This is a genomic window from Methylobacterium sp. (genome assembly GCF_028290105.1).
Taxonomy (GTDB): domain Bacteria; phylum Pseudomonadota; class Alphaproteobacteria; order Rhizobiales; family Beijerinckiaceae; genus Methylobacterium.
This window is the reverse complement of record NZ_JAQGKL010000248.1, coordinates 1-14,162: the sequence shown is the minus strand read 5'-3', so window position 1 is coordinate 14,162 and position 14,162 is coordinate 1. Positions and strand designations below refer to the sequence as shown.

Below are 14,162 nucleotides of genomic sequence, written 5' to 3'. Positions count from 1 at the left end.
TCTTGTCCGAGACCCAGCCGAAGAACGGACGGGTCAGGCCGTTGAGCACCCGGTCGATGGTGGCCGCGAAGGTGATCGCCACCATGGTGATGCCCATGATCGTGACGGGCACCTTGTCGACGCCGATGTCCGAGGCGATGGGCTTGAGGTTGGCGGTGATCATCAGGCCGCCGGCGCCCACGATGACGAACATGAAGTACATCAGCCAGAAGATCGGCTGGCGAGCGACCTCACCGGGCGTGTAGTTGCGCCGGGTCTGGATGATGTTGGCGTTGGCGACGACGTCCGGAACCTGGCCCTTCTTCGGCGAGGTGAAGAAGAAGGCCAGCGCGCAGACGACGAGACCCTGGCCGATGCCGAAGTTGAAGAACGCGGCCTGGAAGCCGTGGTCGGCGATCATCCACTGGATGGGCGCGACGGTGAGCGCCGAGCCGGCGCCGAATCCGGCGGCGATGATGCCGGCGGCGAGACCGCGCTTGTCCGGGAACCACTTGAGGGCCGAGCCCACGCAGGTGCCGTAGACCGCGCCGGCGCCGATGCCGGCGATGACCTGGCCGAGATAGAACATGTTCAGCGAGGTCGCGTAGGAGTTGACGACCCAGCCGATGCCGCAGAGGGCACCGCCGAACAGGACGACGATCTTCGGACCGTACTTGTCCACGAACCAGCCTTCGACCGGCACGAGCCAGGTCTCGAAGAGCACGAACAGGGTGAATGCCCACTGGATCGCGGCGCGATCGAAACCGAATTTCTTCTGGATGTCGGGGACGAAGAACGTCCAGCCGTATTGCAGGTTGGCGATCATCACCATGCAGATGACGCCGATGACGAGCTGACCCCATCGGTAGCCGTCGGATACGCGTTCGGTCGTGGTTTCCACCCTGGACATGACTTTCCTCCGGTCGGTTTTATTGACGTGAAGCACGCGCGCGGTTCTTCGACCGTCTTTCGCGCTCATTCCAGCGGCGCCGAACTGGCTGCCGGCTTGGTATGTGGAATACCAGCCTCTCTCGCGTTGCTTCTTGCGTCAAGTGTACACTCCCAGAAATTTGATGCTGCGGTGCAGCAACGGAATGCGAAAGCGGCGTTTTTTCTTAGCGACGAAAGCATCTGACGGACGCTTCGCAGTAGAGACGACGCGCCGAGGTTTGGCTTTGTAAAAGGTTGCAGTACCGACCCCGTGCGGGCGCAAATGGGTTCGCTGAAGCACTGATCTTTTGACCCGTCTGGCGCCCATCGGCGTCGACCGGCGCTCACGGATGCGAGCGGTCAGGGCCTCGAAGGTCGCGGGAAAAGCGCAGTCCGCGATTGTGGGCCGCCTGTGCCTTGTCTGGACGCACGAGCAGCAGGCGCGAGTAATGGTGCGGCGCACCACTGGCCGGCTACGAAAGATGCAAAATTTATCGACATTACGCGCCGCGTCGCCGTACCAGCCCGAACGGAGCCGACAAAAGGCTGGATTTGTCTCAAGCGACGGCAGGATAGTTCCGGCGATCGGTTGACACCTGAAATTCTGTATACCACGGTCTCGGCAACACGATGTCAGTGGTTCGGAGGAGCCGCGCCATGCCCGATTGCCAGCAGGCCTGCAGCAGTGCCGAACGCGTGCGCACCATCCGGATGAACCGGTCCGTGCGCGATGCCGTTCGGATCCTGTCGGAACCCGACGTCGATGCCATCGTGGTCGTCGATGGCGAGCGCGACGACAGCGGTGGCTTCATCGGAATCCTGACCGAGCGCGAAGTCTTCCGCGCCATGGCGGATCAGGGGCCCGACGTGCTCGATCATCTCGTCTGGACGCTCACCACCCGGGATTTCGTCTCCGTGGACGTCACCAGCACGCCCGCGGACCGCCTCCAGGCCTTCTGCGCGCACAAGACCAATCACATCGCGATCATGGACGGCCTCTGCCTGCACGCCGTGCAAAGCATCTGGGACTGCGTCGCAGGAGCCCCTGGGCGGGCCAATGCCGCCTGACGCCAGGTGCAGCGTAGGATTGCGGTTCGACGTCACCGGTCGGCCGAGGATGTCCCCGGTGGGTGCCGCCGCGCTTTGCCGGGTTCATGCGCCGCGAAAGCGGATTGTGCTGTGCGAATACGTTTGCACTGCACGCGATCTTGACGCTGTGTGGCTTTGAATACAAATTTTGACTGGCGCCCGATGGCGCTATTCGGCCGGTCCGAGGTCGGGGTTCGCGTCGCCCCCGTCGGACGGTTTGAACATCAAGGAAACGGACCGATGCGTTATCTGGCGATCCTCGACTGCCCCGTGATCTTCAGCGGGGAGAACAGCTACCGGATGACCAGCATCGACATGTGCCCGTCCGCCGGGATCACGGCCGGCCTCATCAGCCGTCACGTCAAGGTGGTGGATGGGCGCCTCATCGCCGTGTGCATCTGGACGAGCGAAACCTGCTGCCGGGACTTCTACGATTCCGCTTGGTACGCGAAGGCCAGCGATCTCTGGGGAGACCAGTACCAGCTCCGGATCGAGGCCATCGACGAGACCCAGGCCGCCTGACCGCGGCTCCCGCGGTCACCCCAGGACATCTTCGCCGGCCGGTCATCAAGGAGCGGCCAGGACATGCTGGATCGCGCCCTCGCACATCCGCCCGCCCATCCCGACGCGGCTGAGTTCGGGCCCTGGAATCCCGGCGTCGAATCGAGCCTGCCGCGCGCCATCCTTCCGCTCGCGACCGTGTTCCGGCCCGAGAACGTCGAGACCGCCCTCGCCGACGCCTTCGAGATGAGCGACGTCAGCGGCCTGCCGCTGACCCAGCTCGTCCGCTTCCGGGCCCGGCGCCTGGTCGTTCACGAGGTGCTGATCCGGGTGATGGCGGACATCGCCGTGCCGATGGGCCAGACCTACGGCGATCTCGGGGTGAACTTCCGTGCCATCGTCGCGGCGATCCTGAACGGTGACATCGCTCGGCACGCCGCGCCGCTTGATGCACATCTGGCGACGCTTCGCGCGCAGGCTGATGCAGTCCTGGACGCAGAAATTTCCGCGATGCTGGGCGAAAGAGTCGGTCGCTCGGAGCCGTCGACCCGTCCCCCTCGCGGTTGGACCGCCCTGTTCCGGAGGGCCGAGCCGGCCGCGTCCGGACCGCGCGGGACGCCGGCCGATCCGGAAATGCGGGCGGAGCAGCATCTTCAGGATTGGCAGCGACGGGCTACCGAATCCGGCGATCCGCTGGCCATCGCGGCCTGCGCGGCTCTGCGCAGCGTCGTCGCCACGCTGATCGGCCGGCGCGGATTTCTGATCCGCGACAAGGGTTTGTTGAAAGTGCTCGCCGGCACCCTGGTCTCGAACGGCCATGGCAGCCTCAGCCTCGGGGCGATGATCGAGCCCTGGGTTCAGGCGGTGATCGAGCGCGAAGGCTTCTTACGCCTGAAAGCCCAGGCGTCTCCGGTCATCATGAACGTCAAAGGCTCCTCCGCCTCCGGCAAAAGCACGATCCGTCCCTATCAACGGGCACTCACCCAGGCACTCGGCCTGGATTGGTCGGATTTCGCGCTGATCACGCCAGATGTCTGGCGAAAATTCCTGCTCGACTACGACAGTCTGGGTGCGGTTCATCGCTATGCCGGACCGCTGACCGGCCACGAAGTCGAGATCATCGATCGTAAGCTCGACGGATACATGGCACGCAAGGCCGATGCGGGCCGGATCTCGCACCTGCTCATCGACCGCTTCCGCTTCGACAGCTTCGCGGTCAATCCCGGGACCGAGACGGGAAGCCAGCTTCTCACGCGGTTCGGCCACCAAGTCTACATGCAGTTCATGATCACGCCGCCGGACGCCACCGTGGAGCGGGCCTGGAAACGTGGCGTCCAGTTCGGGCGCTACAAGGCGGTGGAGGATCTGCTAGCCCACAACGTCGAGGCTTATACGGGCATGCCGCGCCTGTTCTTCACCTGGGTGCTGCGGCCGGACAAGGAGGTCTACTTCGAGTTCTTGGACAACAGCGTACCGGAAGGCCAACGCCCGCGCACCATTGCCTTCGGCGCCAACGGCGTGATGAACATTCTGGATGTCGCCTTCCTGTTCGACATCGACCGGTACCGGGCGATCAACATCCAGGCGCGCGACCCGGCAGCGGTCTATGCCGGCCTGCCGGTGCGGGACGGCGTGGGCGACATGCGCTTCCTGCGCGACTGCCTCCGTCGAATGACCACGATCCGGTTCGCCGACCATGCCAGCGGGCGGGTGCTCGCCCGGCTCGACCACGGGCGCCTGACAGGCCTCGCGCCCGCCGGCGCGGATGACGGGACGATCCGGCGTGTGCTCACGGCCCTCGGGACGCTGCGGGACCCCGTCCCACTCGACGACGTCGGAGAGGTCCTGCGCCCGAGCGAAGCGCGAACGCTTGGGGACTGGGGTCAGGCGCCACCATCGGAGGCGTAACTCCGCTTGGCTCAGTGACTGAGCGCGCAACCCTTCACGTTTCTGTGGCGCATGGAATGTGGTATTTCAATTTGCGGTGCACCATGAGACAACCGCGATGCACCATGCATCGAAGGGGCTCACCATGCTCGCATCCATCATCGTCTCGACCGTAAGCCTGATCGCTCTTCAGGTCATGCTCGTCGTCAGGGTCGCGGATTGGGTCTCCCAGGACAGCGGTTCGGCCAAGGGCAGCAACGATGTCGTGTCCGGCAGCGTCAACGGGCGTTTCGCAGGGATCGCCTGAGTCAACGAGACCGGCGGCGCTACCAGGAATGCGTGGCCTCAAGGGGATCGATACCACGCGCGTTGGAAGCTGAAGACATCGGACCGGGCAGGGAGGCAGATCCTATTCCGCCGCGATCATCCGCACGCCGCCAATGGCTCCGGATTCCGAGATCTTGAGATATTCCGCGTCCGAATATCCGAGCACGTCGCGCAGAATCTCGTCCGTGTGCTCGCCGAGCAGCGGTGAGCGCGTGATCTGCGTCTCGCTCGCCGAGAGGCGGATCGGATTACCGACGGTGAGGTACTTGCCCCGGGCCGGGTGATCGACTTCCACCACGGTGCCGGATTTGCGCAGCGACTCGTCCTCCGCGATCTCCTTCATCGAGAGGATCGGCCCGCACGGCACGTGCAGGGCGTTGAGGATGTCCATCGCTTCGAACTTGGTCTTCGACATCGTCCAGGATTCGATGCGGGTGAAGATCTCGTTGAGGTGGGGCAGGCGGGCCCGCGGGGTTGCGTAGTCCGGGTGCGTCGCCCAAGCGGGTTCGCCGATCACGTCGCAGATCTGAGCCCAGACCGCCCCTTGCGTGATGAAGTAGATGTAGGCGTTGGGATCGGTCTCCCAGCCCTTGCATTTCAGGATGCGGCCCGGCTGGCCGCCACCTGAGTCGTTTCCGGCGCGGGGCACCGAATCGCCGAAGGGAATGCCCTCGCCGAACTGGCTGTATTCCGGCAGGGGTCCACGCTCCAGGCGCTGCTGGTCGCGCAGCTTCACCCGGCAGAGGTTGAGCACCCCGTCCTGCATGGCGCAGTCGACCCGCTGGCCGAGGCCCGTGCGGGTCCGGTGATAGAGGGCCGTGACGATGCCGAGCGCCAGATGCAGGCCGGTGCCGGAATCGCCGATCTGTGCACCCGTCACCATCGGGATGTCGGTGCGAAACCCCGTGGTCGAGGCGGCGCCGCCGACGCATTGCGCCACGTTCTCGTAGACCTTGCAATTCTCGTAGGCGCCGGGGCCGAAACCCTTCACGGAGGCCAGGATCATGCGCGGGTTGGCGGCATGGATCGCCTCCCATGTCAGTCCCATCCGGGCGAGCGCTCCGGGCGCGAAGTTCTCCACCAGGACGTCGCACTCGCCGATCAGGCGCCAGAGCACCTCGATACCCTTGGGGTTCTTGGTGTCGAGGGTGATCGAGCGCTTGTTGTGGTTCAGCATCGTGAAATAGAGGCTGTCCACGTCGGGAATGTCTTGAAGCTGCTGACGCGTGGCGTCCCCGATGCCCGGGCGCTCGACCTTGATCACATCCGCTCCGAACCAAGCCAGCAGCTGCGTGCAGGTCGGTCCGGACTGAACATGGGTGAAGTCGAGAATCTTGACGCCTTTGAGGGCTTCCATGGGTCTCACCCGGGTCTGGGGCGAACAAGGGCGCCCGTCCGTTCGCGACGATCGCGTCCGACATGAAGGGGGCGCGGCGCCTTCCCCCTCGAGAGAGGAAGAGCGCCTCGCCCGCTCGGATCAGGCCGGCTTCTTGCGCACCGTGCTGGTCGGGTTGAGGCTGCCGATGTTGCCGCTCTCGGTGCCGGCGGCCGGGTCGATCACGGCGTTGATCAGGGTGGGGCGGCCCGAATCCATCGCCGTGTTGACGGCCTGGAACAGCTCGTCCGGCGTCGTCACGTTGACGCCCACGCCGCCGAAGGCCTCCATCATCTTGTCGTAGCGCGAGTCCTTCACGAACACCGTGGTGCCGGGGTCGCGCCCGGTCGGGTCGATGTCGGTGCCGCGATAGATGCCGTTGTTGTTGAAGACCACGATGCAGACCGGCAGGTCGTACCGGCAGATCGTCTCGACCTCCATGCCCGAGAAGCCGAAGGCGCTGTCGCCCTCCACCGCCAGCACCGGCTTGCCGGTCTCGACGGCCGCCGCGACGGCGAAGCCCATGCCGATGCCCATGATGCCCCAGGTGCCGACGTCGAGGCGCTTGCGCGGCTGGTACATGTCGATGATGCCGCGCGCCAGATCGAGGGTGTTGGCGCCTTCGTTGACCAGGATCGCGTCGGGACGCTCCTTGATGATGGTGCGCAGCGCTCCGAGCGCGCCGTGAAAGTCCATCGGCGCCGAGTTCTTCTTCAGCTTCGAGGCCATCTTGGAGAGATTCTCGTCCCGCTTGGTGCGGATGGCGTCGGTCCAGGCGGTGGGTGGCGCCTGCCAGTTCTGACCCATGCCCTCGAGGAGGGCGGCGACACAGGAGCCGATATCGCCGACCACGGGGGCCACGATCTCGACGTTCGAGTCCATTTCCTTCGGCTCGATGTCGATCTGGATGAACTTCTTGGAGCCGGGTGCCCCCCAGGTCTTGCCCTTGCCGTGCGAGAGCAGCCAGTTCAGGCGCGCTCCGACGAGGAGGACGACGTCGGCTTCCTTCAGGACCAGGGAGCGCGCGGCGCTGGCCGATTGCGCGTGGGTGTCGGGCAGGAGGCCCTTGGCCATGCTCATCGGCACGTAGGGAATGCCGCTGCGCTCGACGAGATCGCGGATCGCCTCGTCGGCCTGCGCGTAGGCGGCACCCTTGCCGAGCACGATCAACGGACGCTGGGCGGACTTCAAGACGTCGAGGGCGCGCGCGATGGCGCTCGGGGCCGGCAACTGCGCGGGGGCGGCATCGATCACCTTGACCAGCGACTTCTCGCCGGCCTCGGCATCCATCACCTGGCTGAACAGCTTGGCGGGCAGATCGAGATAGACCCCGCCCGGACGGCCCGAGACAGCGGCGCGGATGGCGCGCGCGACCGCGATGCCGATGTCGGCGGCGTGCAGCACCCGGAAGGCGGCCTTGCACAAGGGCTTGGCGATGGCGAGCTGGTCCATCTCCTCGTAGTCGCCCTGCTGCAGGTCGACGATCTCGCGCTCGGAAGAGCCCGAGATCAGGATCATCGGGAAGCAGTTGGTGGTCGCGTTGGCGAGCGCCGTCAGGCCGTTCAGGAAGCCGGGCGCCGAGACCGTGAGGCAGATGCCGGGCTTCTTGGTGAGGAAGCCCGCGATGGCGGCGGCGTTGCCCGCGTGCTGCTCGTGCCGGAAGGAGATGACGCGCATGCCGGCGGCCTGAGCGAGTCGGCCGAGATCGGTGATCGGGATGCCAGGCACGCCGTAGATGTTGGTGATGCCGTTCAGCTTCAGCGCGTCGATGACGAGATGGAATCCATCGGTCTGCTCGCGCTCGTGGGTTCCGACGCCCTGAGCGCCCGAGGCGGTGTCGTGGACGGCGTGCGACTGTTCGGAGCCAGCAGTTCTATCCATGGTAATTCCCTCCGGTTGTGGCGCTTTTTGTTTGTGCGTGCGCCGTTCTTGAGCGTGTCGTCTGCGTCGGGATGTCGGCGCGGGACCGTCGGTCCCAGGCGCCGATGGCGTATCTCTCAGCTCACGAGGCCACCGTTGAAGCTCTCGACGAAGATGAAGAGCCGCGATGGACGAATGACCGGCCGCCTGAAAACCTGCCGGCATACTGTTGTTGGCGAGGTGGTCGCCCCGCAATTTGGTTTCGAAGCCGCGATGCCAGTTTTGGCACTCGATTTGCCAGTTCGAGAATGGTGGCATACCAAATACCAAGTGTCAAACCGGACCGGTCATCGCGCCGCAGGGCGCGGCGCCATCGGTCCGTCATGAGGACGGTCGCGGATCGTCTCGGGTGAGGCCCGGCTCGGGGCGTCTCGAGGGGGGCGAGGCCGGCGGTCGGACCGTGGCGTTCACGCTTTCGCGTGGTGGCGCAGCTATGTTGTTGTTGCAGGGGGCCTATTCAGTTTTCGTCCCGGATCAAAGGCCGAGCTTTCCTTGTGTTCCGGGATGGGGTTCGGCATGCTCCGGACCAAATGCGTGCGGTACCTGCGTTCCGACGATGATTTCAGGTGTAAAGATGGTTGAGTCGACGACCTTTCAGATCAAGCCGCTCGCCGCGACGTCGAGCTTGCGTGCCTTGGCCTATGATGCGCTGAAAGAAGCCATCACCAATATGAATATCTATAGCCAGCGGGACGAAGTGAGACTCGACGAGCGCAAGCTTTCGCAGGATCTCGGCGTCAGCCGCACACCGGTGCGCGAGGCTCTCACCGTCCTGGAGCAGGAGGGCTTCGTCCGCTTCGAAGCGCGACGCGGCGTGTTCGTCATCAAGAAGTCGAAGAAGGAGATCGTGGCCATGATCCAGGCCTGGTCTGCCTTGGAGAGCATGGCGGCGCGTCTTGCCTGCGAGTCCGCCACGGACGAGCAGCTCCGCTGCCTGCGCGAGCATTTTCCGGAATTCTACGAGGGCCGGCCGACCGACCACATGGACGAGTACTCGGACGCCAACATCCGCTTCCACCAGAAGATCATCTCGCTCGGTGGCTGTGACGTGATCCAGGACATCACCAGCAACCTGCTGATGCATGTCCGGGGCATCCGCAACGCCGCCCTGCGGCAGGGCGACCGCGCCGCGAACTCGATCAAGGAGCATGTCGAGATCATCCAGGCGCTGGAAGCGCGGGATGCGGACCGGGCCGAGCGACTGGTGCGCGAGCACGGCCTCGGTCTCGCGCGCCACGTCGAGAAGTACGGCGACTATCTCGATTGATGCGCGTCGCGCCGGTGCGTCCTGACCCGAAGCGTCAGTAGCTCGGGACCAGGCGCTCCTCCGGCAGCGGTGCGTCCATGCGAAAGCGAAGGCCGGCTTCCGCGTAGTCGATCGCCACGGTGGCGTTGCATTGCTGGGCGAGGACGCGCTGCAGCAGCGTCGAGCCGAAACCCTTGCGCTGGGGCGGGGCCACGGATGGCCCGCCGGACTCCATCCAGTCGAGGGTGAGGCGGCGTCCCGATTCGCCGGCCGTGACGCTCCACGCCACGGTGATCCGTCCTTCGGGACGGGACAGGGCGCCGTGCTTGGCGGCGTTGGTGGTGAGTTCGTGGAAGGCCATGCCGGCGGGCACCGCCAGATCGGCGGCGAGTTCGATCACCGGCCCATCCAGGCAGATGCGCTGGCGCTCGGGGTCGTTGTAGGGGTTCAGCTCGTTCTCGAGCAGTTCGTGCAGCGGCGCGGTCTGCCAGTAATCCTCGGTGAGCAGCGTGTGGGTCTTGCCCAGCGAGACGATGCGGTTCGAGAACGAGTGGTAGAACGTCTCGACGTCGCTGGTGGAGCGGGCGGTGGCGCCGAGCAGGCCCTGCACCGTGGCGAGCGTGTTCTTCACCCGGTGATGCAGCTCTCGGATCAGTAGCGCCTGGCGCTCGTGCGTCTTTTGCCGCTCCTCCAGATGGGCCGCGACCTCCCATTGCCGGCGCCGGGCGCGCAGGGCCGAACGCACTGCATTGGCGAGCACGGCCGGATGGAACGGCCGCTCCAGCAAGGTCACGTTGCCGAGGAGATCGGTGAGGCGTTCGTCCGGCGAGGCGCCGCGATGGTTGAGCAGGATGAAGGGGAAGTCCGACCAGGGCGGCTGGCGCTCGGACCAGTCGGCGATGGACCGGCGATCGGAGCGTAGAAGCGCCTCCTCGGTGATCACCGCGCAGGCCGCCGTATCGAGGTCCGCCACGAGGTCGGCGAGGCTGTCCTTGATGCGCGAGGTGATGCCGACCTCGGCCAGGATTGCGCTAGCAACCCGGGCGTCGCGCCCGCCGGGTGCCAGGATCAACGCGATGGGATCGGTCTGCGCCATGGCTTCGGGGTTCGATGGCTTCGGGGTTCGATGGTTTCAGGGTTCGATGCCGGTGATCTGCACGGGCGGGGATGGCCGGTCGCCGAGCAACTCGGTCCGGTCGCCCTCGAAGGTGGGCACGCCGGTGAGCACGCCGCGGAATTCCTTCAGGATCGCTCCGACGCGCAGGCCGTGCCCATCGATCCTGAACTCGCGGATGCTGTCCTCGTGCGCGCCGGTGCGCTTCTTCAGGACGGAAAGGGCGCGCCGTACGCGGCCCCCCGCCTCGAAGAAGCGCAGCATCACCACCGTGTCGCTGACATAGGTGAGGTCCACCGGCGATTCCATCCGCCCGACCATGCCGTGCTGGGCCAGCACCAGGATCGTCACCACCCCCTGCTGGTTCAGGTAGGTCGTCAGCTCGTGCATCTGCATCACGAGGTGCGGCTGCCCGCTCATCGCGCTCATGTATCCCGTGAGGCTGTCGATGACGACGACCCGGGCCTTGTCCGTCTCGACGGCGTCGCGGATGCGCCCTGCCAGGGCACCCGCCGAGATGTCGGCGGGGTCCATCTGCTCGATCCGCAGCAGGCCAGAGGCGACATGACCGCCGATGTCGAAGCCGACGCTGGCCGCCCGGCGCAGCAGGATGCCGACCGTCTCGTCGAAGCTGAGGATGATCCCGTGCTCGCCCCGGTCGAGGGCGGCGACGAGGTAGCCGAGCGCGAGGGTCGACTTGCCGGCCCCCGAGGGACCGATGACGAGGTTCGTGGTGCCCCGGTCGAGGCCGCCGCCGAGCACCGCGTCGAGTTCCGGAACGCCGCAGGCGATGGTCTCAGGCTCGAAGGCGCCCTGGTGGTCCGCCGCCACGAGACGCGGGAAGATGCGGATCCCGCCGCGGCGGAGAACGAAGTCGTGATAGCCGCTCTCGTAGGGCGTGCCGCGCATCTTGATCACGTGCAGGCGCCGCCGCCCGGCGCCGTAGCTCGGCGTCACCTGTTCCAGCCGCAACACCGCGTGGCTGATGGAATGCAGGTTGAGGTCGTCGGCCTCCGAGCTGAGGTCGTCGAGCATCAGCACGGTGGCGTCGTTGAGGAGGAAGTAGCTCTTCAGGGCCAGCACCTGCCGGCGGTAGCGCAGCGAGCCCTGGGACAGGAGCCGGATCTCCGACAGGCTGTCGAACACCACCCGCACCGGATTGACGCGCTCGATCTCCGCGAGCGCCATGCGCACCGTCTCGCCGAGCTCGAGGTCGGACGAGTGGATGAGGCTCTGCTGCTGCTCGGAGTCGAGGCTCAGTTCGGGCGGCACCAGCTCGTAGATCTCGATCCCCTCCAGGGACCAGCCGTGGCGCTCGGCCACCGACAACAGCTCGCGCCGGCTCTCCGAGAGGGTGATGTAGAGTCCGCGCTCGCCCCGCGTCACGCCGTCGATGAGGAATTGCAGGCCGAGCGTGGTCTTGCCGCTGCCCGGGCGCCCCTCGATCAGGTGAGCCCGCTGCGCGGCGTATCCCCCGTGGAGGATCTCATCAAGACCCGCCACTCCGGTCGGGATCGGCGCGGCATCGCCGGCCACAGGGGTCTGCATGGATGTGTCCGGGTCCTGAAGATCGACGCCTACCATAGGTGCGGCAGCCCGCGGCGTCCTCGATATTTATGCCACAGGATGGCGGGGAGTTCCGGCTCGGCTTCGATCGACACGGCGGCCGCCATCCGGACCCTGGCCCCGTTCCGACGCGTCGAGCCGGGTCGGGGGAGCGCAGTTGGCCGAGTGCCCGCGAGCGCCCCCGCACTTTGCAGATGGCCGAGGGCACCGTATCAGGGCCCGGCCTCACCATGGACGCGTCGCCCGGCGCGCTGGGTCCCTGTCCCCTCGAAGTGCCGGAGTGCGGATTCCCGATGCGCGAACCGAACGCGGTGGATTTCTGGCGGGGGCTCGCCCTCGTCACGATCTTCGTGAACCACATCCCCGGCAACACCTTCGAGCGCTACACCTATTCCCAGTACGGCATCTCGGACGCCGCCGAGCTGTTCGTGTTCCTGGCCGGCTGGTCGATCGGCATCGCCACGCGCAACCGCGACGGCAGCCCCGAGCCGCGCCTGAAGACCGTGCTGCGGCTCCTGTCCCGGACCATCGAGGTCTATCGCGCCCAGATCACCACGATGGCGCTGGCGCTCGGCATGATCGCCGGCACCGCCCTCGTGCTCGACAACCCGCTGCTGCTCGAATGGCACAATGCCGGCGGGTTCTTCGCCGATCCGATTCAAACGATGGTCGGGTTCGTGCTGCTCACCCACCAGCTCGGGTTCTTCAACATCCTGCCGCTCTACGTGGTGCTCCTCGGGATCGCACCGGTCTTCGTGCTGATCGCCCGGCAGAGCCGGCTCGCCGCGCTCGTCTTGTCCTTCGGTCTCTACGCGGCGAGTCTCGTCTTCGAGTGGAATCTGCCGTCCTGGCCGGGGGAGGGCGGCTGGTTCTTCGACCCACTCTGTTGGCAGCTCCTCCTCGTCCTCGGCTTCACCGCACAGGACTGGAGCCGGACATCGCCGTGGCTGAAGCGCTGGTCGCATCGCCTCGTGCCCCTCGGCGTCGTCATCGTGCTCACCGGCATCGTCCTGTCTGTTCTGGAACTGCGGCCCGATCCGCTCCTCGTGCCCGATCCGCGCCTCGTCTTCACCTTCGACAAGACCTATCTGTCGCCGGCCCGGCTGATCCACTTTCTCGGCGTGCTTCTGGCGTTCCAGACGCTCTACGCGGTGCTCGCGCCGCGCCTCGGCTGGGTGGCGACGTTTCTCGCCAGTCTCGGGCGCAATTCCCTGGCGGTCTTCTCGATCGGTTCGCTGCTCAGCCTCGCTGCCCAACTTGTGAGGTTCTGGACGGGCGGCGGTGTCGTCGTCGATGTTTTCGTCGTAGGGTCCGGCCTGTTCGCATTGGGTTTTACCGCATGGTTCGTCGAATGGCGCTCCCGCAAGCCTCGGCCCTCCTCGCCATCGGCCTGACGATCGCCTGCCTGGGCGGCGGTCGAGCGGCACTGGGGCAGGAGACGTCGGCCCACCAGCAGCCGCCGTCGCAGGATGACGGCGTGCGGAAGCCGGCACCTGTCGTCCCGACACCGACCGTCGTTTCGCCGCCCAGTGTCGCCGCCGCCGGGGCGGGCCCGGATGCCGAGGCGGTCGATGTCACCCTGTCGCCGGAATGCCGGGTCCCGGGCTCGAAGCTCTACACCCTGGCGCGCCTCGGCGCGGTGAAGGTGGCCCTCAAGGAGAAGCGCCCGGTCCGCGTCCTCGCCATCGGCGCGTCCACCATGGGGCTCGGCGCATCGGCCACCTATCCGGTGAAGCTGGAGACGGCCCTCGAACGCTCGCTGCCCGATGTCGACGTGGTGGTCGAGGCCCGTGGCCTGCAGGGTGAGATCGCCTCCGGCGCCGGCGAGCGCCTGCGCGGCATGGTGGCGGAGCTGGAGCCCGATCTCGTGATCTGGCAGGTCGGCTCTCACGATGCCCTCGCCCGGGTCGATCTTGAGGCCTTCGGCAGTGCCCTCGACGAGACCGTGCAGTGGATCAAGGGTCACGAGATCGACGTCGTACTGGTCAGCCCGGTCTACACCGCGAGCCTCGCGGCGGACGATTACTACACCGCCCTGGTGCGCAAGGTGCAGGAGGTGGCGCTTCGCGAAGGCGTGCCCCTGGTGCAGCGCTACGAGGCGATGCGCTACCTTGCCCACCGCAACGACAAGGGCGAGGGACACCTGCTCGGCACCCAGTTCCGCCTGAACGATCTCGGTCTGCGCTGCATGGCCGAGCACGTCACCCGCGCCATCACCCTCTCGCTGC

At 66.3% G+C, this 14,162-nt stretch carries 13 protein-coding genes; 8 read left to right on the top strand and 5 right to left on the bottom strand.

Going from position 1 to position 14,162, the window contains the following annotated elements:
• A partial coding sequence (oxlT, locus tag JWQ05_RS17520) for an oxalate/formate MFS antiporter (protein ID WP_299661047.1) occupies positions 1 to 889 on the bottom strand: 889 nt, incomplete at its 3' end.
• Positions 890 to 1,566: 677 nt separating this feature from the next.
• On the opposite strand from oxlT, the gene JWQ05_RS17515 reads away from it, so the two are divergent.
• The 4 genes from JWQ05_RS17515 (at position 1,567) to JWQ05_RS17500 (ending at position 4,693) form a co-directional block, all read left to right on the top strand.
• Positions 1,567 to 1,977, top strand: a complete 411-nt coding sequence (locus JWQ05_RS17515; protein WP_299661044.1) for a CBS domain-containing protein — start codon at positions 1,567 to 1,569, stop codon at positions 1,975 to 1,977.
• Between the two features lie 261 nt (positions 1,978 to 2,238).
• Positions 2,239 to 2,520: a hypothetical protein gene (locus JWQ05_RS17510; protein ID WP_299661042.1), complete on the top strand. Its 282-nt coding sequence runs from the start codon at positions 2,239 to 2,241 to the stop codon at positions 2,518 to 2,520.
• Positions 2,521 to 2,583: 63 nt separating this feature from the next.
• The gene (locus JWQ05_RS17505; RefSeq protein WP_299661039.1) at positions 2,584 to 4,407 is read left to right on the top strand and encodes a hypothetical protein; all 1,824 of its coding nucleotides are present in this window, start codon (positions 2,584 to 2,586) and stop codon (positions 4,405 to 4,407) included.
• 97 nt (positions 4,408 to 4,504) lie between these two features.
• The gene (locus JWQ05_RS17500; protein WP_299661037.1) at positions 4,505 to 4,693 is read left to right on the top strand and encodes a hypothetical protein; all 189 of its coding nucleotides are present in this window, start codon (positions 4,505 to 4,507) and stop codon (positions 4,691 to 4,693) included.
• A gap of 102 nt (positions 4,694 to 4,795) precedes the next feature.
• On the opposite strand, the gene frc is transcribed toward JWQ05_RS17500, so the two are convergent.
• Entirely contained in the window at positions 4,796 to 6,070 is a 1,275-nt protein-coding gene (frc, locus tag JWQ05_RS17495) for a formyl-CoA transferase (RefSeq protein ID WP_299661034.1), read from the bottom strand.
• Between the two features lie 120 nt (positions 6,071 to 6,190).
• Positions 6,191 to 7,969 carry an oxalyl-CoA decarboxylase gene (oxc, locus tag JWQ05_RS17490; protein ID WP_299661031.1) on the bottom strand — a complete coding sequence of 593 codons (1,779 nt, stop codon included), beginning with the start codon at positions 7,967 to 7,969 and terminating at the stop codon, positions 6,191 to 6,193.
• 135 nt (positions 7,970 to 8,104) lie between these two features.
• Between oxc and JWQ05_RS17485 the strand changes: the two genes are divergently transcribed.
• Positions 8,105 to 8,335 carry a hypothetical protein gene (locus tag JWQ05_RS17485; protein WP_299661028.1) on the top strand — a complete coding sequence of 77 codons (231 nt, stop codon included), beginning with the start codon at positions 8,105 to 8,107 and terminating at the stop codon, positions 8,333 to 8,335.
• 247 nt (positions 8,336 to 8,582) lie between these two features.
• Positions 8,583 to 9,275 carry a GntR family transcriptional regulator gene (locus JWQ05_RS17480; RefSeq protein ID WP_299661025.1) on the top strand — a complete coding sequence of 231 codons (693 nt, stop codon included), beginning with the start codon at positions 8,583 to 8,585 and terminating at the stop codon, positions 9,273 to 9,275.
• A 34-nt stretch (positions 9,276 to 9,309) separates the two neighbouring features.
• On the opposite strand, the gene JWQ05_RS17475 is transcribed toward JWQ05_RS17480, so the two are convergent.
• Positions 9,310 to 10,350 carry a sensor histidine kinase gene (locus tag JWQ05_RS17475; protein ID WP_299661022.1) on the bottom strand — a complete coding sequence of 347 codons (1,041 nt, stop codon included), beginning with the start codon at positions 10,348 to 10,350 and terminating at the stop codon, positions 9,310 to 9,312.
• A 36-nt stretch (positions 10,351 to 10,386) separates the two neighbouring features.
• Entirely contained in the window at positions 10,387 to 11,916 is a 1,530-nt protein-coding gene (locus JWQ05_RS17470; protein WP_299661019.1) for an ATPase domain-containing protein, read from the bottom strand.
• A gap of 311 nt (positions 11,917 to 12,227) precedes the next feature.
• Between JWQ05_RS17470 and JWQ05_RS17465 the strand changes: the two genes are divergently transcribed.
• Both JWQ05_RS17465 and JWQ05_RS17460 read left to right on the top strand, forming a co-directional pair.
• Complete coding sequence (locus tag JWQ05_RS17465) at positions 12,228 to 13,328, top strand: OpgC family protein (RefSeq protein ID WP_299661016.1); 1,101 nt, start codon at positions 12,228 to 12,230, stop codon at positions 13,326 to 13,328.
• On the top strand, positions 13,286 to 14,162 hold an 877-nt coding region (locus JWQ05_RS17460), incomplete at its 3' end, for a GDSL-type esterase/lipase family protein (RefSeq protein ID WP_299661013.1). The genes JWQ05_RS17465 and JWQ05_RS17460, both read left to right, overlap by 43 nt.

What these genes read in the sequence shown, in the direction of transcription:
- frc (WP_299661034.1), bottom strand. Translation starts at nt 6,070, where the DNA reads ATGGAAGCCCTCAAAGGCGTCAAGATTCTCGACTTCACCCATGTTCAG.
- JWQ05_RS17475 (WP_299661022.1), bottom strand. Translation starts at nt 10,350, where the DNA reads ATGGCGCAGACCGATCCCATCGCGTTGATCCTGGCACCCGGCGGGCGC.
- JWQ05_RS17515 (WP_299661044.1), top strand. Translation starts at nt 1,567, where the DNA reads ATGCCCGATTGCCAGCAGGCCTGCAGCAGTGCCGAACGCGTGCGCACC.
- oxc (WP_299661031.1), bottom strand. Translation starts at nt 7,969, where the DNA reads ATGGATAGAACTGCTGGCTCCGAACAGTCGCACGCCGTCCACGACACC.
- JWQ05_RS17500 (WP_299661037.1), top strand. Translation starts at nt 4,505, where the DNA reads ATGCACCATGCATCGAAGGGGCTCACCATGCTCGCATCCATCATCGTC.
- JWQ05_RS17505 (WP_299661039.1), top strand. Translation starts at nt 2,584, where the DNA reads ATGCTGGATCGCGCCCTCGCACATCCGCCCGCCCATCCCGACGCGGCT.
- JWQ05_RS17465 (WP_299661016.1), top strand. Translation starts at nt 12,228, where the DNA reads ATGCGCGAACCGAACGCGGTGGATTTCTGGCGGGGGCTCGCCCTCGTC.
- JWQ05_RS17480 (WP_299661025.1), top strand. Translation starts at nt 8,583, where the DNA reads ATGGTTGAGTCGACGACCTTTCAGATCAAGCCGCTCGCCGCGACGTCG.
- JWQ05_RS17470 (WP_299661019.1), bottom strand. Translation starts at nt 11,916, where the DNA reads ATGCAGACCCCTGTGGCCGGCGATGCCGCGCCGATCCCGACCGGAGTG.
- JWQ05_RS17510 (WP_299661042.1), top strand. Translation starts at nt 2,239, where the DNA reads ATGCGTTATCTGGCGATCCTCGACTGCCCCGTGATCTTCAGCGGGGAG.